At 63.7% G+C, this 20,746-nt stretch carries 19 protein-coding genes; 8 read left to right on the forward strand and 11 right to left on the reverse strand.

The annotated features are described in order from the left end of the window. Positions 1–47: 47 nt before the first annotated feature. Positions 48–968, reverse strand: coding sequence for an AraC family transcriptional regulator (locus tag LU688_RS05280; RefSeq protein ID WP_023630182.1), 921 nt, complete (start codon positions 966–968; stop codon positions 48–50). Between the two features lie 201 nt (positions 969–1,169). On the opposite strand from LU688_RS05280, the gene LU688_RS05285 reads away from it, so the two are divergent. Together LU688_RS05285 and LU688_RS05290 are read left to right on the forward strand one after the other, a co-directional pair. Then, positions 1,170–1,463 (forward strand): putative quinol monooxygenase, encoded by a 294-nt coding sequence (locus LU688_RS05285; protein ID WP_023630181.1) that lies wholly within the window; start codon positions 1,170–1,172, stop codon positions 1,461–1,463. A 42-nt stretch (positions 1,464–1,505) separates the two neighbouring features. Further along, entirely contained in the window at positions 1,506–1,739 is a 234-nt protein-coding gene (locus LU688_RS05290; RefSeq protein WP_094010162.1) for a hypothetical protein, read from the forward strand. Here LU688_RS05290 and LU688_RS05295 read toward each other — a convergent pair whose 3' ends face one another. After that, a complete protein-coding gene (locus tag LU688_RS05295; RefSeq protein ID WP_023630179.1) occupies positions 1,740–2,345 on the reverse strand; it encodes a flavin reductase family protein in 606 nt (201 codons plus the stop codon). 118 nt (positions 2,346–2,463) lie between these two features. Then, positions 2,464–2,829, reverse strand: coding sequence for a heme utilization protein (locus tag LU688_RS05300; protein WP_094010161.1), 366 nt, complete (start codon positions 2,827–2,829; stop codon positions 2,464–2,466). A 340-nt stretch (positions 2,830–3,169) separates the two neighbouring features. On the opposite strand from LU688_RS05300, the gene LU688_RS05305 reads away from it, so the two are divergent. Then, positions 3,170–3,922: a COG4705 family protein gene (locus tag LU688_RS05305; RefSeq protein ID WP_023630178.1), complete on the forward strand. Its 753-nt coding sequence runs from the start codon at positions 3,170–3,172 to the stop codon at positions 3,920–3,922. A gap of 120 nt (positions 3,923–4,042) precedes the next feature. On the opposite strand, the gene LU688_RS05310 is transcribed toward LU688_RS05305, so the two are convergent. The 4 genes from LU688_RS05310 to bglX form a co-directional block, all read right to left on the reverse strand. Then, positions 4,043–5,362 carry an MFS transporter gene (locus tag LU688_RS05310; protein WP_023630177.1) on the reverse strand — a complete coding sequence of 440 codons (1,320 nt, stop codon included), beginning with the start codon at positions 5,360–5,362 and terminating at the stop codon, positions 4,043–4,045. A gap of 270 nt (positions 5,363–5,632) precedes the next feature. Further along, complete coding sequence (locus LU688_RS05315; protein WP_094010160.1) at positions 5,633–6,967, reverse strand: sigma-54-dependent transcriptional regulator; 1,335 nt, start codon at positions 6,965–6,967, stop codon at positions 5,633–5,635. Further along, positions 6,961–8,718 carry an ATP-binding protein gene (locus LU688_RS05320; protein ID WP_038705529.1) on the reverse strand — a complete coding sequence of 586 codons (1,758 nt, stop codon included), beginning with the start codon at positions 8,716–8,718 and terminating at the stop codon, positions 6,961–6,963. Before LU688_RS05320 ends, LU688_RS05315 begins: the two co-directional genes overlap by 7 nt. Positions 8,719–8,828: 110 nt before the next feature. Further along, on the reverse strand, positions 8,829–11,120 hold the full coding sequence (bglX, locus tag LU688_RS05325; RefSeq protein WP_023632610.1) for a beta-glucosidase BglX: 2,292 nt from the start codon (positions 11,118–11,120) through the stop codon (positions 8,829–8,831). Positions 11,121–11,322: 202 nt separating this feature from the next. Here bglX and LU688_RS05330 point away from each other — a divergent pair, with 202 nt between their 5' ends. The 4 genes from LU688_RS05330 (at position 11,323) to LU688_RS05345 (ending at position 14,192) form a co-directional block, all read left to right on the forward strand. Beyond that, a complete protein-coding gene (locus tag LU688_RS05330) occupies positions 11,323–11,931 on the forward strand; it encodes a TPM domain-containing protein (RefSeq protein ID WP_023632611.1) in 609 nt (202 codons plus the stop codon). A gap of 96 nt (positions 11,932–12,027) precedes the next feature. Then, positions 12,028–13,248 (forward strand): class I SAM-dependent methyltransferase, encoded by a 1,221-nt coding sequence (locus LU688_RS05335; RefSeq protein WP_104444448.1) that lies wholly within the window; start codon positions 12,028–12,030, stop codon positions 13,246–13,248. A 177-nt stretch (positions 13,249–13,425) separates the two neighbouring features. Continuing rightward, a complete protein-coding gene (locus LU688_RS05340; protein ID WP_232888269.1) occupies positions 13,426–13,698 on the forward strand; it encodes a hypothetical protein in 273 nt (90 codons plus the stop codon). After that, positions 13,698–14,192, forward strand: coding sequence for a helix-turn-helix transcriptional regulator (locus tag LU688_RS05345; RefSeq protein WP_094010158.1), 495 nt, complete (start codon positions 13,698–13,700; stop codon positions 14,190–14,192). Before LU688_RS05340 ends, LU688_RS05345 begins: the two co-directional genes overlap by 1 nt. Positions 14,193–14,225: 33 nt before the next feature. Here LU688_RS05345 and LU688_RS05350 read toward each other — a convergent pair whose 3' ends face one another. The 4 genes from LU688_RS05350 to LU688_RS05365 form a co-directional block, all read right to left on the reverse strand. Further along, a complete protein-coding gene (locus tag LU688_RS05350) occupies positions 14,226–16,778 on the reverse strand; it encodes a TonB-dependent receptor (protein ID WP_104444447.1) in 2,553 nt (850 codons plus the stop codon). A gap of 119 nt (positions 16,779–16,897) precedes the next feature. Continuing rightward, positions 16,898–17,845: a FecR family protein gene (locus LU688_RS05355; protein WP_094010156.1), complete on the reverse strand. Its 948-nt coding sequence runs from the start codon at positions 17,843–17,845 to the stop codon at positions 16,898–16,900. Next, positions 17,842–18,363 (reverse strand): RNA polymerase sigma factor, encoded by a 522-nt coding sequence (locus LU688_RS05360; RefSeq protein ID WP_023631645.1) that lies wholly within the window; start codon positions 18,361–18,363, stop codon positions 17,842–17,844. Before LU688_RS05360 ends, LU688_RS05355 begins: the two co-directional genes overlap by 4 nt. 77 nt (positions 18,364–18,440) lie before the next feature. Then, entirely contained in the window at positions 18,441–19,457 is a 1,017-nt protein-coding gene (locus LU688_RS05365; RefSeq protein ID WP_094010155.1) for a DUF4917 family protein, read from the reverse strand. 142 nt (positions 19,458–19,599) lie between these two features. Here LU688_RS05365 and LU688_RS05370 point away from each other — a divergent pair, with 142 nt between their 5' ends. Beyond that, a complete protein-coding gene (locus LU688_RS05370; RefSeq protein WP_023631643.1) occupies positions 19,600–20,658 on the forward strand; it encodes a glycerophosphodiester phosphodiesterase family protein in 1,059 nt (352 codons plus the stop codon). The last annotated feature ends 88 nt before the right edge of the window (positions 20,659–20,746 follow it).

Genomic DNA, 20,746 nt, shown 5'->3' on the forward strand with positions numbered 1-20,746 from the left:
GCTATGCCCTCGATTCGCCGGCAAGCACCATGGGGGCGGCGGGTCGTTCAACTGGCGCTGGCGCGCAACCTTGCCACGTCACGGATCGGCGGCGCGCCGTACAGCCGGCTGTATTCGCGGCTGAACTGGGATGGACTCTCGTAGCCCACCCGGTAGCCGGCCACGGCAGCCTCCAACCCCTCGTTGAACATCAGGCGTCGGGCCTCCTGCAGGCGCAGTTGTTTCTGGTATTGCAAGGGGCTCATCGACGTCACCGACTTGAAGCGGTGATGCAAGGTGGAGACGCTGAGGTTCACTTCCCGGGCGAGGTCTTCGATACGCAATGGCTGGTGGTAATGGTTGTTGAGCCAGGTAATCGCCTGGCAGACCCGATGGGTCTGGCTGTTGGCCAGGGCGATTTCGTACAGCCGGTAACCCTGGGGGCCGCGCAACAGGCGGTAGAAGATTTCCCGGCGGATCATCGGCGCGAGGATGGCAATGTCGCGTGGCGAGTCCAGCAGTTTGATCAGGCGGATCAACGCATCCAGAAGCTGCGGATCGCTTTTCTCCACGTACAGGCCGAGGCCTGATGGCCGGTTGGGCACCACCATCGGGCTGCTTTCGGCGATCAGCTGGCTCAGTTGCGCCGGGTCGATATCCAGGCGCAAGCCCAATGCGGGATGCTCGGGGCTGGCCTTGAGCAGGGCGCCGCTGATCGGCAAGGTGACCGACACCACCATGTAGTGCAGCGGATCATAGGCGTAATGTTCGTCGCCGAGGATCAGGGTCTTGCTGCCTTGGGCAAGAATGCACAACGCCGGCTGGGCCAGCGCGGGCATGCCGCGGATTTCCTCTTGATAGCATGTGAGGTAAAGGTCTTCGATGGCCGACGCGGGGCCATGGGGCTGGCCGGCGTGGCGCTGGATCAGCGCGGCCAGTTCCTGGCGCTGCAGCTCAAGGGTCGAGTCGGGTGGCGGGAGCGTGGTCATGACGTGGTTCCTCTACTGACCGGGCCAGCATAGGTATGGGCAATGTCGGGCGCTAGTCGAATGCTGTCGTTCGATTGCCTGATCCTGTCGCGCGGCAGGATCAGGCAATCGCTCGGCAGTAATGGCCTAACGTCGCGCGAGGGTGGGGCCCTAATCTTGGCAGCCTGTTTTCCCGTCCGTAGCGCTTCAAGGAGATCGTTCATGACCCAGCCTCAACCGGTCACTCACCTGGCTTTCATCCGCGCCAGCAACGGTCGTTCGGCGGAACTCGGCATGCGCCTGCGCGACCTGCTGGAGCCGTCGCTGCGGGCGCCCGGCTGCCTGAGCTTCAGTGTGCAGCGTTCGCAGGTCGATGCCGATCTGTGGCTGCTCAGCGGCAGCTGGAGCGACCAGCAGGCGATGAGCGGCTATTTCGCCTCGCCCACCCTGGAGGTGTTTGGCGAGCTGGTCCAGGCGCAGGTGGTCAGCAGCCTGGACCTGCATACCTTCGCCTGATGTGTAGAATGCCGCCCCTATATCATTCAGGCGGAGTGCAGCATGGCACGTAGAGAATTCCCCCACTTCGAAGCGGTCTCGGCGATGGTCCCGGTGCAAGGCGGCGGCTACCACGCGGCGATCGCCGTGAAGGCCCTGGGCATGGGCGGTGCGCCGCGCTTTCACAAAGTGCTCGACGGGCAGGTGTTCCAGTCGGCGATCGCGGCCGACGCGGCCGCTTGTGCTGAACTCGAACGCCTGCAGGGCGTGGGCGAGGAAGGCGAACTGGTCTTCTGATCAGACCTGTGGACGGGCCATCTTGAACAGCTCGCCCAGCGCAAAGTAGTCGGCCGGGCCACCGCCACGCAGAATCGGCTCGGCGGCGGCGGTGTCGTAGATGCCGTCCTTGAGCAGGTGCTCGGCAATGTGCACCGCCACTACCTCTCCCAGGATCAGCCAGCTGGGCACAAGTTCCTGGTCGGCGCGTTTGAGCTGGACGATCTGGCTGACCTTGCATTCGAAGCTCACCGGGCTCTCGCCCACGCGCGGCACCTTGACCACGTTGGACATGGCCGGGGTCAGGCCACTGAGCGCGAACTCGTCGATATCTGCCGCCACCGCGGCACAGCTCTGGTTCATCTGCTCGGCCAGCGGCCGGGTAGCCAGGTTCCAGACGAACTCGCCGGTCTGCTCGATGTTGTTCAGGCTGTCTTTGCGCCCGACGCTGCAGAAACCGATGATCGGCGGGATGTAGTTGAAGGCGTTGAAGAAGCTGTAGGGCGCCAGGTTCAGGCGGCCTTCGCGATCGTGGCTGGAGATCCAGCCGATGGGCCGTGGGCCGACGATGGCGTTGAACGGGTCGTGGGGTAGGCCGTGGCCTTTGGCGGGTTCGTAGTAGTACATCTGCGCAAGGCCGTGAGGCCCTTCCTGGTGGGGGACGAGGCGCCTAGTGTGCCAAGGCTTTGCCTGGCTGAAAATGATCAAGCCCGGCCGAAGCCGGGCTGGTTGCTCGCATCAGTGATCAGCTGATGCGGTTGCCGTTGGTGCGGTCGAATCCGTCTTCGGCAAAGCGTTGGCCGTTGGTGCGGTCGAAACCGTCTTCGGCGAAGCGCTGGCCGTTGGTGCGGTCGAAGCCGTCTTCGGCAAAGCGCTGGCCGTTGGTGCGGTCGAAGCCGTCTTCGGCAAAGCGCTGGCCGTTGGTGCGGTCGAAGCCGTCTTCGGCGAAGCGCTGACCACCCGTGCGATCAGAACCATCTTCTGCGTAGCTGGCCGACTGGCTCTGGGCGGCGGCGAAAGTGTGGGCGCTGGTACGGTCGAAACCGTCTTCGGCGAAAGCGCCAGTGGTCAGAACCGAGAGGGTCAGGGCGAGGATCAGTTTGTTTTTCATGGTCGTTGCTCCGGTGGATCAGTGGGTTATTTGCTTCTATGGGTTCAATACTACGCCGATTAAATTGATTAAAAAGCGCAAAAAACAACGTAAAATAATCAATTAAATCGATTGTTGTGGGCGCGCTTGTCCCGCATCAAAAGCAGTACCTGGCCTTGTCAGGCCATGCGAGTGGTGCGGCTTTTTCAGTTGGCCAAGCATGAATGGTGGGAATTAATGCCGAATTAACAGCTCACGAGTGTTTGCCGTACGCGACCAACGCTTTTTTCATGCAACACCAACCGTTTTTTCAGACAGCGCTCTTCACCATCGCCGCACTTAAACCTGGAGCGGCACAACGATGAACAAACTCCCGCAAATCACCCTGGCCTTCTGGGTCATGAAGATCTGCGCAACCACACTCGGCGAGACGGCGGGCGACCTGCTGTCGATGACCCTGAACATCGGTTATGCGATGAGCTCGCTGCTGCTGATCAGCGTGTTCCTGCTGACCCTGGTCACCCAGCTCTACTCGCGCCGCTACAACCCGATGCTCTATTGGCTGGTGATCCTTTCCACCAGCACTGCCGGCACCACCATGTCCGACTTCATGGACCGCACCCTGGGGCTGGGCTATGCGACAGGTTCGGCGCTGCTGATCGGCATCCTGCTGCTGACCTTCGCGGTGTGGCGCCTGAGCGGCAACCCATTGGATGTCACCCGTATCAAGAACCGCAGCGGCGAGCTGTTCTACTGGGTGGCGATCCTGTTCTCCAACACCCTCGGCACTGCGCTGGGCGATTACCTGGCCGACGATTCGGGCCTGGGCTTCGCCGGCGGTGCGCTGTTGATCGGCTCGGCAATCGCCGTGGTGGCGGCTGCCCGTTACTGGACGAAAATCTCCGGCGTGGTGCTGTTCTGGATCGCCTTCGTGCTCACTCGCCCATTCGGTGCGACCCTGGGCGATGTGCTGACCAAGACCCACGAGAAAGGCGGGCTGGACTTCGGTACCGTGGGTTCGTCGATGGTACTGGGCGGGGTGCTGCTGGTGCTGGTGCTGGCGGCCACGTACTACCAGCGTCGTGAGCCGCAACGAGCGATGGAGATGCCCTGAGTGACACCTATTCGGCTCATTCAGTGAACCGAATAAACCCGCTATTCAGGACGAGACACACCCAACAAAAAGGGGCGCTCCACCAGCCGGAGCGCCCCTTGTTCATTGCAGTGCAGCTGATCAGTCAGTGGTGATCCGCGAATGCTGCTTGGTGTCCTTCATGGTCGCGTACACCAGCAGCGAGCAGGCGATGCAGCCGGTGACGTACCAGTAGAAGCCGGTTTCCATGCCGTTGCTCTTGAACCACAGGGCCACGTATTCGGCGGTGCCGCCGAAGATCGACACGGTCAGCGCGTACGGCAGGCCGACGCCCAGGGCGCGGATTTCGGTGGGGAACAGCTCGGCCTTGACCACGGCGTTGATCGAGGTGTAGCCGCTGACGATGATCAGCGCGGCCATGATCAGGAAGAACGCGCCCCACCAAGTCTGCACGGTGTGCAGGGTGCTGAGGATCGGCACGGTGAACAGGGTGCCGAGCACGCCGAACGCGATCAGGATCGGGCGACGGCCGATCTTGTCGGACAGCCCGCCGATGATCGGCTGCAGGCACATGAAAAGGAACAGCGTGGCCGCCGAGATGGTGGTCGAGTCGCTGATGCTCATGCCCACGGTGTTGACCAGGTACTTCTGCATGTAGGTGGTGTAGGTGTAGAAGGCCAGGGTGCCGCCCATGGTCAGGCCGACCACGGTCATCAGCTCTTTGGGGTGGCGCATCAGGGTGCGCATCAGGCTCTCTTTGGACTTCTCTTTCTTGGTGAAGGAGGCGGTCTCTTCCATGCCGCGGCGCAGGTACAGGGCAACCACCGCGCACAGCGCGCCGATCACGAAGGGTACACGCCAGCCCCAGGCATACAACTGCTCGGTGGTGAGCGTCTGCTGCAGGATGATCAGCACCGCCAAGGCGATGAGCTGGCCGGAGATCAGGGTCACATACTGGAAGCTGGAGAAGAAGCCGCGGCGTTCCTTGCTGGCCATCTCACTCAGGTAGGTGGCCGAGGTGCCGTATTCACCCCCTACCGAGAGGCCCTGCATCAGGCGGGCGATGACCAGCAGGACCGGTGCTGCGACGCCGATGGTCTCGTAACCCGGCGTCAGCGCGATGACCAGCGAGCCTGCGCACATCAGCAGTACCGAAGCCATCAGCGCCGCCTTGCGGCCCTTGCGGTCGGCGTACAGGCCCATCAGCCAGCCACCGATCGGGCGCATGAGGAAGCCCACGGCAAAGATTGCGGCGGTATTGAGCAGTTGGGCGGTGGTGTCGCCGGCGGGGAAGAAAGCCTTGGCGAAGTACAGCGAGAATGCGGCGTAGACGTACCAGTCGTACCATTCGACCATATTGCCGATGGAACCACTGAAGATCGATTTGAGGCGGCTGGCGGTGGACTTTTCCGCGGCGGGCGCAACGGCCGCCCCGGTGGGCAGAGTGCTGGCGTTATCCATCAGGGATACCTTCTCGTTGTTTTTGTGGAGCGCGCTCGGGGCGCAGCTTGAGAAGGGTTTTGCAGGAGGTGTGCCAAATGGGTGCTTGGTGGTCCATTTGAGGGCGTGTTGTGCCCTGTCGCGGGCAAGCCAGCTCCCAGCGTATCTGGCTTGCATGGTGCTTTGTGGGATCTGGCTTGCCAGCGATGGGCTGCCAGGCAGCCCCCGGCGATTCGGCATGCGGTGAGCGAACTTCCGCTCATTGGCCTGAATCGATAAGCGGAAATCCGCCTACTCGTTGCCGAGAAAGTCCTCACGTACCAGGCCATGCCGCTGCATCTTCTCGTTCAGCGTACGCCGTGGCAGTTGCAGCGCCTCCATCACCCCCTTGATCTCGCCCTTGTGCTGGCGCAGCGCCGCACGCAGGCATTGGGCTTCGAACGCCTCCATCTGTTCGCCCAGCGACTGTCCGCCTGGCAGGCTCTCAAGGTTCGGCGAGTCCAGCCCCAAGGCATGACGTTCGGCGGCATTGGCCAGCTCACGCACATTGCCCGGCCAGTCGTGGGCCAGCAACTGCGCCAATCGTCCCCCGCTGACCGCGGGGCAATGGCGGCCCAGGCGTTCGGCGGCAGTGCGAGCGAAGTGTTCGAACAGCAGCGGGATATCTTCACGGCGCTCGCGCAGCGGTGCCAGGCGCAGCTCGGCAACGTTGAGGCGGTACGCCAGGTCCTCGCGAAAGCGCCCTGCACGGGCCTCTTCGAGCAGGTCCGGTTTGGTCGCGGCGATGATGCGCAGGTCGACGGCGATGCTCTGGTTGGCCCCCAGGCGCTCGAGCTTCTGCTCCTGGATCACCCGCAGCAGCTTGGCTTGCTGGGCCAGGGGCATGCTCTCGATCTCGTCGAGAAACACCGTACCGCCATTGGCGTACTCCAGCTTGCCGATGCGCTTGCCCTGGGCGCCAGTGAACGCGCCGCTCTCATGGCCGAACAGCTCGGCCTCGAACAGTGTTTCTGGAATGGCCGCGCAGTTGAGCGCGACGAAGGGTTTGTCGGCGCGCGGGCCGAAGTCGTGCAGGCAGCGGGCCACGCGCTCCTTGCCACTGCCGGTTTCACCCCGGATGAGCACGTTGACCGGCAGGCTGGCCAGCTCGAGTACCTGGCGACGCAGCTGCTGCAGCCCCTGGGACATGCCCAGCAAGGTGTTCTCCAGCTGTGCCTTGAGGTCGGCCTGCTCATGCAGGCGGCGGTTTTCCAGGACCAGCTGGCGTTTTTCCAGGGCCCGGCGCAGGCTGCCCATCAGGTGCTGCGGGGTGAAGGGTTTTTCCAGGAAATCGTAGGCACCGTTGCGCATCGCCTCCACCGCCATGGGGACATCGCCATGGCCGGTGAGCAGGATCACCGGCAGGTCCGGGTCGGCCTGCTGTAACCGGTCGAGCAACTGCAGGCCGGACATGCCGGGCATGCGCACGTCACTGATGACCACGCCGGTAAAGTGCGCCGGAAGTTGCGCCAGGCACTCCTCGGCACGCTCGAACAGTTGCACGTTGAAACCCGACAGACTCAGCCATTGTTCCACCGCCGCGCGGATGCTGGCTTCGTCATCGACGACGATCACTGAATTCAACATACCGTCTCCAGGTCGCGGGGCAGGGTGAGGCTGAAGCGCGCGCCCCCCGCCAGGTTCTCGACCTGCAGGTGGCCGCCGGCATCGACGACGATACCGTAGGAGATGGCCAGGCCAAGGCCCAGCCCCTCGCCGACCGGCTTGGTGGTGAAGAATGGGTCGAAGACGCGGCAAAGGTCGGTGGCGAGAATGCCACCACCTGAGTCGAGCACGCTCAAGCGCCACTGTCCATCGTCCGCCTCGATACGGATCTCCAGACGTTTGTATCGCTTGTCGGCCATGGCGTCGAGGGCGTTGCGCAAAAGGTTGATCAGCACTTGCTCCAGGCGGATCGCGTCGCCACGGACCCAGGCTGGACGCGCCAGGTACAGCGCCACTTCGACGCCTTCAGCGCGGATGCGGGTGTCCAGCAGGTGCAAGGCCTGGTCTACCACAGTGGCCAGGTCCAGGCGTTCGCGCAGGCCTCCGGGGCTGTTGCGGGCGAAGGTCTTCAGGTGGCCGGTGAGCGCGGCCATGCGGGTCAGCATCTGCTCGAGCGGCTCCAGGGCCTGGCGGGCTTCGTCATGGCGGCCATGGTCGAGCAGCAGGCGCAGGGTTTCCAGTTGCATGCGTTGTGTGGTCAGGGGCTGGTTGATCTCATGAGCCAGCGCGGCCGACATCTGCCCCAGCGCCGCCAGCTTGGCCGATTGCACCAGGCCTTCCTGGGCAGTGCGCAGCTCACGGGTACGTTCTTCGACCTGGCGTTTGAGCTCTTCGCGGCTGCGTTGGCGCAAGCGGGCCAGACGCAACCTCTGGCTGACGAACAGCGCGGCAAACACCAGGCTCAGCCAGACCGCGGCGGCAGCTAGGGCCGCGTTGCGCCCATCCTCGGCAACCTGCGGTTTGCGCAGCAGGTGCAGGGTCCAGCCTTCGGCCTCCAGGGGCAGACGCTCCCACAGGTATTCGGCGGTGCCATCCGGGCCTTGCACGCGAGTCAGGTGGCTGGTGTCGGTGAAGCGGGTCAACGCCTGGTGCTGCAGGGGCACCAGCGGCTGCTTGTCGTACTGGCGGGTCTCGGCCAGCTCGGCGCGGTCTGCGCCGGATAGCGGTTGCAGCTCGCGGTAACGCCAGCCGTCCTGGTTGGCGATGAACGTGATGCCGCGGGCATCGCTGACCAGCAGGATGTCGCTGCCCTGGCGCCATTCACGTTCGAGCTCGGGGAACTCCAGCTTGACCACCATGGCGCCGAGGAAGCGGCCTTGTTCATCGTCCACCGCACTCGCCAGGAAGTAGCCCGGCACGCCGCTGGTCACGCCGACGGCGTAGAAACGCCCACTGCCCTGGCTGCGAGTTTGTTTGAAGTAGGGGCGAAAGCCGTAGTTGGAACCTACATAGGTGGTCGGCAGGCGCCAGTTGCTGGCGGCGATGGCCAGGCCTGTGCGGTCCAGCAGCTCCAGGGTGGAGGAGTTGGCGGCGCCATTGATGCGTTCGAGCTTGCGGTTCAGGGCGTCCTGCACCTGTTTGGTAACCGGGCCGCGGAGGGCGGCGATCAGCTCCGGGTCCAGCGCCAGTACCGCAGGCAATGCACGGTAACGCTCGATCAGGGTATGCAGGGCGTTGGCGTACAGGCCCAGTTGCTGGCTCGCTCTACGGGCGTCGGTTTCCATTGCCTGGCGCTTGGCCTGGTGCATGGCCCAGCCTGCACTGAGGCTGGTGCCGACCAGGATCAGCAGGATGATCAAACCCAGGCGCAGGGTGCGGAAGGATGAGGGCATGGAGCGGATCCGGGATTGCGGTTGTCTGTGTCGGCCTCATCGCTGGGCAAGCCCGCCCCCGCATTGTCACCTGCAGGATCGGTTCGCCCCGCGACGGGGCCTGTTCTGGCTTACAGCAGTTCGAAGCTCTGCTGCTGCACCGCCTCTGAATCCAGGCCAACCTGCACATTGAACTGGCCAGGCTCTGCGACACGCTGCAGCTGGCCATTGTAGAACTTCAGGTCTTCCTCGTTGATGTCGAAGGTCAAGGTTCGCGACTCGCCGGCTTTGAGCATCAGCTTCTGGAAGTTCTTCAGCTCCTTGACCGGGCGGCTCATCGACGCGCTCTGGTCCTGGATATACAGCTGCACCACAGTCTCGCCGTCACGCTTGCCGGTGTTCTTCACGACGACCTTGGCCTTGAGGGTCGCGCCACGTTTCAGCTCGGTTTGCGACAAGGTCAGGTCCGACAACTCGTAGCTGGTGTAGCTCAGGCCATAGCCGAATGGATACAGCGGACCGTTGGGCTCCTCGAAGTATTGCGAGGTGTAATTGCCGGGTTTGCCTGGGGTGAACGGCCGGCCGATGCGCATGTGGTTGTAGTACATCGGGATCTGCCCAACCGAACGCGGGAAGGTGATGGCCAGGCGTCCGGAGGGGTTGTAGTCGCCGAACAGCACATCGGCGATGGCGTTGCCGCCCTCTGTGCCGCTGAACCAGGTCTCGAGGATGGCGTCAGCCTGCTCGCGCTCCCAGGCGATCGACAGCGGGCGGCCATTCATCAACACCAGCACCAGGGGTTTGCCGGTGGCTTTCAGCGCTTTGATCAAATCCCGTTGGACCGCCGGGATTTCCAGGGTGGTGCGGCTCGAGGACTCGTGGGACATGCCACGGGACTCGCCGACCACAGCCACGACCACGTCCGACTGCCTGGCGGCCTTGACCGCTTCGTCGATCAGCACCGCGGCCGGGCGCGGGTCGTCGACGATTTCCGGGGCGTCGAAGTTGAGGAAGTTCAGGTAGTCGAACATCGCCTTGTCGCCAGTGACGTTCGAGCCCTTGGCGTACACCAGCTTGGCCTTGCCTTCCACGGCGCGGCGCAGGCCTTCGCGCACGGTGACCGAGTGCTGCGGTTTGCCGTCGGCGGCCCAGCTGCCCATCATGTCGATCGGCGCATCGGCCAGTGGGCCGACCACGGCGATGGTGCCGGCCTTTTTCAGCGGCAGGGTCTGCTCGCGGTTTTCCAGCAGCACCAGGCCACGGCGTGCGACATCGCGTGCGGCTTCCCGGTGCAGGCGGTCCTCGGCGTAGTAGTCCTTCAGGTCGGTTTCAGGCTTGGGAATGCGCACGTAGGGGTCCTTGAACAGCCCCATGTCGTACTTGGCGCCCAGCACTTCACGCACCGCCTGGTCCAGTTCGGCCTGGCTGACCTCGCCTGACTTCAATAACCCGGGCAGTTCTTCGCCGTAGAGGGTGTCGTTCATGCTCATGTCGATGCCGGCCTTGATCGCCAGCTTGGCGGCTTCACGGCCGTCACGGGCCACGCCATGGCGGATCAGTTCCTGGATGGCGCCGTGGTCGCTGATGGTCACGCCCTTGAAGCCCCACTCCTTGCGCAGCAGGTCATTCATCAGCCAGGTGTTGGAGGTGGCCGGCACACCGTTGATCGAGTTCAGCGCCACCATCACCCCGCCGGCACCGGCATCGAGCGCGGCGCGGTAGGGCGGCAGGTAGTCGTTGTACATCTTCGGCAAGCTCATATCGACCGTGTTGTAGTCGCGGCCCCCTTCCACGGCACCGTACAGGGCAAAGTGCTTGACGATGGCCATGATGCTGTCGGCGTTGGCGGGGCTCGAACCCTGGAACGATTTGACCATCACCTGGCCGATCTTCGAGGTCAGGTAGGTGTCCTCGCCAAAGCCTTCGCTGGTGCGCCCCCACCGCGGGTCACGGGCAATGTCGACCATCGGTGCGAAGGTCATGTCCAGCGAGTCGGCGGCTGCCTCGATGGCCGAGGTGCGGCCGACCTTGGCGATGGCGTCCATGTCCCAGGACGAGGCCAGGCCCAGGCCGATCGGGAAAATGGTGCGCTCGCCATGGATAGTGTCGTAGGCGAAGAACATCGGGATCTTCAGGCGGCTGCGCATGGCCGCGTCCTGCATCGGACGGTTCTCGGGGGCAGTGCGCGAGTTGAAGGTGCCGCCGATGCGTCCGGCGGCAATTTCCTCGCGGATCTTCGCGTGGGGCATTTCCGGGCCGATGCTGATCAGGCGCAGCTGGCCGATCTTCTCGGCCTCGGTCATCTGGCTGACCAGATGGTCGACGAACGCCTGCTTGTCCTGCAGGGGCGGGGCGGTAGGGGCGGCAAGGGCCGCCTGACTGGCAAGGCCCATGGCCAGGCCCAGCAAAGACAGTTTCATCATCAATTCCGTTGTCGAGTGATAGCGGTGGGCCGAGACGTTTCGTACGCCTGTTGTTGTCGTGTCCGCTGGCCGTTCTGTGGATCATTCATCCATGATCCGACGCAGTCGCGGATTATGCCTTATATGGGGCACTTGTTGAGATACACTCCCGCCCACCCGATTGCCGGGATAACAATGATAAGAACGCTCGAGAGACGATGGCATGACCGAATACGAACAGCGCCAGATCGCCGAAGCGATCGCCCGCGCCGAGCGGCGCACCGATGCCGAGCTGGTCACGGTGCTGGCCCGCCGAGCCGATGACTTCCCTTATCTGCCATTGCTCTGGGCCGCCTTGCTGGCCTTGCTGGTACCCGGTGTGTTGCACCTGTGGCTGGGCGGCATTGGCGTCAATGGCTTGTTGCTGGCGCAGATGCTGACCTTCATCAGCTTGTGCCTGGTGTTGCGCCATCCGCGCCTGGCTACCTGGGTGGTGCCGTCGATGCTGCGCCGCCGGCGCGCCTCGGGCCTGGCCCGGCAGCAGTTTCTCGAGCTCAACCTGCAGCGTACTGCCGGCGCCACGGGGGTGTTGATCTTCGTCAGCGAAGCCGAGCGGCATGTCGAGATCCTGGTCGACGAGGGCATCGCCCGGTACCTGCCCGAGCAGGCACGCGAGGCGATCGTCGCCCGTTTCACCGATCAGGTGAGCCAGGGCCAGACCTTGCAGGGCTTCGTCGAATGCATCGAGGCCTGCGGCGAGTTGCTCAGCGAGCATGTCCCTGCGACCCATGCGCGCAACGAACTGCCCAACCGCCTGGTGATTCTCGACTGACTGTTGGCCAGTTGTCCGTGTTTCACCAGGGGGCCTATCGACGTAGAATGCCCGGCATTGCGCATCGCGCCCCCGCATTTCGAGGCACCCGTTCCCATGTCTTCCCCTTCCTCCGCCCCTGGCGCGCCGGACGCGCGCGCCCAGTTCCTGAGCCTGCTCGCCGATGCCCTGGGCGACGGCAGCCTGAGCAAGCTGGTGCTGGCCCGCCATGTCGGCACCGACCAGACCCTGCAGAGGATCATCGCCAAGCCGGTGCAGATCAAGGGCCAGGTCTGCCTGTCGTTGGTCTACCGCCACCAGACTCGCGACATCACCCGCAACCTGGGGTTGGACGAGGCGCAGGCGCTGGTGGCCGCACTGCTACCCGAGAGCTTTCGCAACGCGCACCTGTTCACCGCTGCCGGCGAGGTGCACCTGGAGTTCAGCAAGAAGGGCAAGCCGATGCTGCGCCGGCACCTGGCCCAGCAGGCGCCCCGCGAGGCGGGCGCGGCTGGCCATGATCGGCAGAAGAGGCGTTATCTGGAGCTGTCGCGGCCGTTCCTGCGCGACCTGGGGGTAACCGACGCGCAGGGCGCGCTGATCCCGTCCATGTCGCGCAAATGGAAGCAGATCAACAAGTTCATCGAGGTCTTCGACCATGCCTTGAGCGACGCGCCCGTGGACGCCCAGCAGAGCCTGAAGGTCGCCGACTTCGGTTCGGGCAAGGGCTACCTGACCTTTGCCATGCACGACTACCTGCGCAACACCCTAGCCCGTGAGGCGCAGGTCACTGGTGTCGAGCTACGCCCGGACATGGTCGAGTTGTGCAATGCCGCCGCCGCGCGCCTGGAGCACCCGGGCCTGATGTTCGAATGCGGCGATGTGCGCAGCGTGGTGCCTGAGGCCATCGATGTGATGATCGCCTTGCATGCCTGTGATATCGCCACCGACTATGCCATCCACACCGGCATTCGCTGCAACGCCGCGATCATCATGTGCTCGCCGTGCTGCCACAAGCAGATCCGTCCGCAGTTGCACAGCCCGGGCTTGTTGCAACCGATGCTGCAGTACGGGCTGCACCTGGGCCAACAGGCCGAGATGCTCACCGACAGCCTGCGCGCCCTTTACCTGGAAGCTTGCGGCTACGAGACCAAGGTATTCGAGTTCATCTCGCTCGAGCACACCAACAAGAACAAGATGATCCTTGCGGTCAAGCGCCGCCAGCCCCAGGACAATGCGGGTTTGCTGGAGAAAATCGCCGAGCTCAAGGCGTTCTATGGGGTGCGCGAGCATTGCCTGGAGACCCTGCTGCAGGCGGATGGCCTGATCGCTGGGTGATCGATCTCATCTGAACCTACAGCATTTTCCCAATCTCGGTTAGGTGGTTTCCGAAACGACCTTTCTGAGTCTTTTGCATCCCACTCGGCACCTAGTCTGGCTTGTGATGACGCCCATCAGCGTTGCCTGGTTGTCACTTGACAACCTTTTTTTCATGTCCATACTGGAGCTCGAACGATGGTCCGTCCCTTCCATCCAAACAAGGAAGTCGAGCAGTCCCTGAAGCACGCCGAAGCGCGGGGCTGGAAAGTCACGGTGCGAGGAGGCCATTGCTGGGGGCGGGTCTATTGCCCTAACAACGACCGCGAATGCCGCTGCGGCGAGTTCTGCATCACCAGCGTGTGGAGCACGCCCAGAAACCCGGGCACCTTCGCCCGCCAGTTATGCCGGATCGTGGACAACTGTACGTCGACAAGCGTGATAGCCAATCAGTCAGTGGAGCGAAAGTGATGGAGTACGAGTTCACCCTCAAATACCAATTGACCGAGGACATGGACGTCGAGGCGCTGATCGAGCGCCTGGGGGAGGCCGGTTGCGATGATGCAGTGGTCGGTAGCGGCCAACCGGGCCGTCTGGCCCTTGCCTTCGCCCGCGAGGGCGGCACGGCGCGGGAGGCACTGCACAGCGCTTTGGCGGATGTGCGGAAAGTGTTGCCGGATGCCCGGCTGATCGAGGTCAGCCCCGACCTGGTCGGCCTGACCGATGTGGCGGAGCTGGTGGGGGTTTCCCGGCAGAACATGCGCAAGCTCATGCTCACCCATCACCGTAGCTTTCCGGCCCCGGTGCATGACGGCACGCTCTCGCTTTGGCACCTCGCCGACATCCTGTCGTGGATGCAGGTGCGCGGCACGCATGCCGTCGCCCAGGCAGTCCATGAGCTGGCCATCGTGGCGATGCAGGTGAATGTCGCCAGGGCCCAGGAGCGGGTGGCGAACGGCAGGTGATGCACTCCGTTGCATCATTGCCTGCCAGCAGGCTCAGAAGAACCGGGTCACGCTGATCTTGGCATTGCGTCCCTGGGTATAGGCGTTTTCACCTGACAGCTCCGGCCGGATGGCCTTGTTGAACAGGTTGTCCACGGTCAGGTTGACCTCGGTGCCCTTGAGGTAGGGTTGCTGCGGTTTCCAGTTGGCGAACAGGCCGTGGATCTGGTACTTCTCGTTGCCGAAGTTGTCGTAGTAACGGTCACCGAGCGCACTCGCGGGGCCCTCGAAGTACTTGTCGCTGGGCAGGTGGTGGGTGGCGCCGACGAACTGCGCGGTCCAGCCGACACGGGCATCCCAGGCCGGGATCTTCACGCCAAGGGTGGTGATCCATTTCGGTGCCGGTACATCCTTGGCCCAGACATCCGGCCCCCAGGGGTTGGTGTACGCGCCCTCGTGGCGACCTTCCATCCACGCGTACGATACCGCACCGAACCAATAGGTGGCGTCGTAGAAGGTCTCGATTTCGAAACCCTTGTAGGTCACGTCGCCGATATTGCGGTAGTTGCCCATCAGCCCGTCGCCGCAGGTGTTGGCAATGGTGCCGCCGCTGACCAGTTGCTCTTGGCAGCCGATGCCGGTGGCCTTGAAGATCTCGTCAGTGACCTTGTTGTGGAATGCCATGGTGCGAATCTGCGCGCTGTCGCCTTGGCTGAACACATTGGTGAAGGTACTGATGCTGCCGACCCGTACACCGGTGATGCGCTCGGGGTCGAGGTTGCGACTGGTGGCGGTGCGGCTGCCGACACCCTGCACTTCATACTGTTCATCCAGCACCGGGGCGCGCCAGGTCTTGCTGTAGTCGGCGAACAGCGCGGTCTGTTCGGTCATCTTCCAGAACAGCGACAGACGTGGCGACCAGCCGCTGTAGGTCTTGTCACTGTAGTCGTGGCCAGCCACCGGGTTGTTGTAGTAAGGCGCCTGGTTGGGCTTGCCCTCATTGGTCACATGGTCGTAGCGCAACGATGGGGTGATGGTCAGGTCGCCCAGGGTGATGGCGTCCTGCAGGTAGTAGCCCTGGCTGTCGACCTGGCCGCTGGGCATGAAGTACGGCTGGTAGTGACCATGGTTGTACTTGGGTACTTCGTAGGTCTTGCCGGGCATCCACATCTGCGTGTCACGGTCATGGCGACGCAGCTGCACGCCTGCGGTAAGCGCATGCTCCAGGGGACCGGTGAGGAAGGTGCTGGTGTTCTTCACATCGAGCATGCGGTCCTTGTACTCGGTGTCCATCTTGCGTCCACCAGTGGCGGGCTGGAAGAACGCCGTGGCGTCGCGCTCGTCGGTCTGCTTGGTGTCCGATTCGGAGTACTTCACCTGCAGGTCTACCCACGGGTTCTCGATCGGTTGGTACTTGTAGGTGGCCGACCAGGTGGTGTCGATGGTGCGGCGGTTGGCGAGGAAGCGCTTGAGGGCGGCTTCGTAGCCGTACTTCTTGATATCCGCCGCAGTGGGGGGCGTGCTGAAGGCGGTCGATGAGAAGGTGGTCCAGCGCTGGCTTTCTGATTGTGCCCAGGACAACCCCAGGCTGTGCTCGTCGGTGAAATGGATATTGGTCTTGAGCAGGGCGCCGTCCAAGTCCAGGGCGCTGTAGGGGATGCGCTGGGGGTTGATTGGCCATTTGCCGGTGGGGTCGGGCAGGCTGTCGGCCATTTTCAAATTGCCGCCGTCACGCTTGGTGTAATACACAAGTCCGTCGATGCGACCGTCGTCGGTACGGCCGAACAATGCCGAGCTATAGATCTGCTGGTGGTCGTTGCTGCCATAGCCGTATTTGAGCATCGCACCGCTGTTGCGACCTTCCTGAAGCAGGTCGCCGGCGTCCTTGGTTTCCATGTTGACGCTGCCGCCGAAACCGCCATTGCCGGTCTTGACCGAGTGCGGCCCTTTTTCGACCTCGATGTGCTTGATCAGCTCGGGCTCGATGAAGATGGTGCCTTGCTGATAGCGCTCGAAGCCGCTCTTGGGCGCACCGTCGAGGGTCATCGGCACGTCCTCGGCGTCGCCGAAGCCCCAGATGTTGATGGTCTGGCCGCCGGGCTTGGACGAGCCCCCCATATTCACCCCCGGCAGGGTCGCCAGCACGCTGGGAATGTTGCTGGGCTGGTAGCGGTCGATCTGCTCTTGGTCGAGGGTCGAGCGCCCGACGTTGCCAGCGTCGACCTGCTGGCCATCACCAACAATGCTCACGGCACCGAGTTGCAGGCTGTTGTCGGCAGCCGGATCGTCTTCGCGCAGGCGTACCACATAGGTGTTGCCCATGCGCACCACGTTGAAGCGGCTGCCCACCAGCAGGCGGCTGATGGCCGCTTCGGCTTCGAAGTCGCCCTTGAGCACTGGCGCCTGGGCACTGCCGAGCAGGGCCTCGTCGAACAGCAGCTGGACCTTGGCCTGCTGGGCCAGTTGGCTCAGCGAGCGCGCCAGCGGTTGCGCCGGCAGGTCGAATGGTACCGGTGCGGCTTCGGCGGCCAGGCTCATGGCCAGGCACAGGGCCAGCAATGTGGGTCGGACAGGCAGGCAGTGCAATGGACGCAACGCGGACAACATGGTTTCCCCCAAACGGCAAAAGGCCGGAAAAAGCCCGCCATCACGCGGCAGGCGGGGAGGAAGACGCGATGTTGCGACAAAACCTCACCTGCGAATGATAAAAATTCTCAAATTATTTTTTAGCGTCGTTCGATACGCAGGCGGCCGTCGGCCAGCAAGGTGGTCTTGACCGGCAGCAGGGCGGGCAGGGCATTGAGCAGGGCGTCCGGGTCGTGGACGTCGAGGTTGCCGGACACCTTGTAGCGGCCAAGCGTCGGGTCGGCCAGCACCACCGGCTGCTTGCGATACAGGCCGAGCTCGTCGATCAGGCTGGCCAGTTCGCGGTTGCGAAAGCTCACCTGGCCTTCGCGCCAGTCGGCCACTTTTTGTTCGCCCAGTTCACGGCGGGTCAGGGTGCCGCGTGCGAGATCGTAGGTGGCGCCTTGGCGGGTACCTAGCAACAACGGCGGTTGTCGTTCGCCGGGAGTGTCGAACGCTACCTGGCCGTGGGCGACCGCCACCACCAGTTCGCGGTCGCCCCGGCGCACATCGAAACCAGTGCCGACCACGCGCACGCGGCCGCTGCCCGCATCGACGAACAGCGGTCGCTCTTTGTCGGGTGCCACCTCGATATACAGCTGGCCATGTTCTAGCTGGATCAGCCGCTGTTCGGCGCTAAAGTCCAGGTGCAGGCGGGTCTGGGCGTTGACATGCAGCTGGCTGCCATCGGGCAGTTGCAGCACCTGTACGGCCTGGCTGGCGCTGATGCGTTGGCTGAAGGCTTCGCTGCCCGCGCCCAGGTTGCCGGCCAGCACTGCGCAGAGCAGGGCCGCCGCCGTTGCCAGGGCCGGGCGCCAGCGTGGCGCCCGGGGTACCGGTAAGGGCACGGGGCGATTGGCTTGCTTGAGTGCCGCCAGGTCATCCCACAGCTGTTCGAACTGGCGATAGGCGCGGGTGTGCTCGGGCGTCTGCATCCACCGAGCGAACGCCTTGCGGTCTTGCCGTGAAGGCTGGTTGCGGTTGCGGCTGAACCAGCTCGCCGCCTGGGCGTCGATCGGGCGCGGGTCGAGCTCGTCGGTGGGGGTCATGGGAACTGCTCCGTGCCGTTGTCACTGTCCAGGCGTTGCTTGCATTGCAGCAGGGCGGCGGCGATGTGCTTTTCGACCATGCTGACGGAAATGTTCATGCGTTCGGCGATCTGGGCCTGGGTCAGGCCTTCGAAACGGTGCAGCATAAGGGCTTCGCGGCGTCGCGGCGAGAGTTCTGCGAGCACCTGACGCAATTGATTCAGCCGTTGTTGCTGTTGGGCGTGGTCCAGCGGATCGTTGGCCGGCGCGTCCTGCTGCTCGGGCAGGGTGTCGTCGGCCAGCGCCGCATGGCGCACTTTCTGCCTGCGCCAATGGTCGCTCAGCAGGTTGCGCGCCACCTGGAACAGGAACGCGCGCGGCTGCTCCACCTTGGCCCGATCCCGGTAACCCAGCCATTGGGCGAAGACATCCTGGGTCATGTCCGCGGCGTCACTGGCATTGTCCATGCGCTTGCGCAGGAAATGCAGGATGTCGGCATAGAAACCGTGGGCGACGGGGTCGGGTTTGGGGCGCTGCATGCACGCTTTCCGGGGCTGGCGGAGAGGAAAGGGTGCGGATCTTATCGAGAATTATTTACATTTGCAAAGTGTGCGGCTCAGCGCCGTCGATCCTGTGCGGCCGGAACGGGGATGGCCAGTTCAGCCAAGCCCAGGGGGTGGCTGGCAGCATCGAAAAAGTGCAGCGGAACCTGCGAAAGATCGCCGAAGCGATCAATGAAGTGCTGCTTCTGGTTGATGATCGATGCCTCGCTCAGTGGCCGGATGGCGATGGCCAGGTGCTTGGGCCGCGCCTGGCGGATGGCGTCGAGCAGGTGCTGGTCGCTGGCGTCCAGGTGCTGGCCGAACAAGCATAATCCGTCGTGTTCGCGGGCCAGCTGGCCCAGGCTCCAGGACAGATAGTCGGAGTTGCGGATGGCGCGCAGCTTGTCTTCGCTGCGGCTTTCGTTGACGAACAGCGGTACTTCGCCGGGAATGTTCACGGCGAAGCCTTCGAGCAGTTCGGCCTGTTCCGCGCTGCGTCGGCGGGTACTGCCGTCGGGCAACTTGAGCAGGTGCATGCCGCCGTGCAGGTGGAGGATGCGGATACCGTCGGCCTGGCTGCGGCGCACGTCGAAGAAACCCTGTTCGTCGAACAGGTTGGCGAAACCTTGCGTATCCTCGGCCACGGCCCAGGGCAGGATCAGGTCGTAGTTGCTGGTGTAGATGTTGCGGTACTGGCGCAGTGCCTGGTTGATGGCCGTGCGCGTCGCGCCGGGGAAGCGCGGCCAGGGCAGATGCACGGCACGCACCGCGTGGATCAGCGCTTCCTTGATCGAGTAGTAGCGGTTCAGCGGCGCGGTGGAGTTGATCGCCAGCGCGGCGTTGGCCCGCACCGTGGTGTTCAGGGTGCTGAGCAGCGGCTCGAACAGTTCGCTGCCCAAGGCCTTGAACAGTGCCTGGTCGCTCACCCCCAATGCCTTGTGCCGCACCCGCTGGGCTTCCTCGAACAGCGAGAAGTAGCCGAACGGTTTCCACAGCGCGCGGCTGGCACCATTGCCCAGCAGCAGGGCGGTGCTGGGGTGGCGCTGGTTGAGGTCGGCCCAGGTGGGCAAGTGGGCGTCGAGTGCGGGCATGGGCGGTCCATTGGGTGTGGCGGAAAACGCCGGGGACTTTAGCATGTCATGCAGAGTGTGCGAGGCTTGCGCCCTCAAGGACTGCACCGTTGACCTTGCCGGCGTCTTCCAGAGGCCGGCCCCGATCTGCAAAGGATTACCCATGTACAAGACCCTTCTCCTGGCCACCTTGCTGGCGAGCACCGCGGCCCATGCCACTGACGGCAAGGCCCTCGCCAAGGCCCAGGACATCCCGCATCCGGCCGTGATCGCCCACCGTGGCGCCTCGTTCGATGCTCCCGAATCCACCACTCCTGCCTACCTGCTGGCCCGCGAATTGGGCGCCGACTACCTGGAAATGGATTTGCAACGCACCCGCGATGGCGTGCTGGTGGTGGTCCACGACGATGTGCTGGCCCGCACCAGCGACGTCGCCGCACGTTACCCCGAGCGCAAAGCGAGCCCGGTCAGTGCCTTCACCCTGGCCGAACTCAAGGCGCTGGACGCTGGCAGCTGGTTCAACAAGGCCTATCCAGAGCGTGCCCGCGAAGCGTTCAAGGGCCAGCGTATCCTGACCCTGGACGAAGTGATCGATATCGCCGAAGGCAACCCCGAGCGTCACCCGGGCCTGTATATCGAGACCAAGGAGCCGGCGCAGTTTCCCGGTATCGAGCAGGACCTGAAAAAGCGCCTCGAGGCCCGTGGCTGGCTAGACAAGCCGGGTAAGGTGATCTTGCAGACCTTCGATCGCAACAGCCTCAAGCTGCTGCACGAGGCCATGCCGCAGGTACCGAAGATCCTCTTGCTGTGGGTGGCCAAGGGCAGCATCGAGCCGGCATCGGGGCAGGACTTCGCCGAATCCGGCGAGCAGGTCAAGTCGGCCTTCTACGCCCGTCAGCAACCCAAGGACCGTGCCGAGTTCCTGCGCTGGCTCGACTATGCCAAGGCCGGTGGCGCCATTGGTACCGGCCCTTCGGCAATCCGCACCGACCTCGGCGAGCAGAGCTACTCCGACCTGATTCAGCCGTGGATGAACCAAGCCAGCCACGACAAGGGGCTGCTGGTGCACGTGTACACCCTCGACGAGGCGGTGGATTTCGACAAGGCGATGAAAGCCGGCGTCGACGGCATCTTCACCAACCGTGCCGGTGAGCTGATGCGTTTCTATAAACGACCGATGCCACAGAACGAAGGCCAGTTGCTGCGCAAGCTGGGTTACTGATCGGCAACATGATGGGCAGGGGACACAGACTGTGGCGCGGGCTTGTTTGTCGTAAAGCCGATCCGAGGCCCCGTTCAAGGGGCGTCGG

Source organism: Pseudomonas soli, from assembly GCF_021283165.2.
GTDB lineage: Bacteria > Pseudomonadota > Gammaproteobacteria > Pseudomonadales > Pseudomonadaceae > Aquipseudomonas > Aquipseudomonas soli.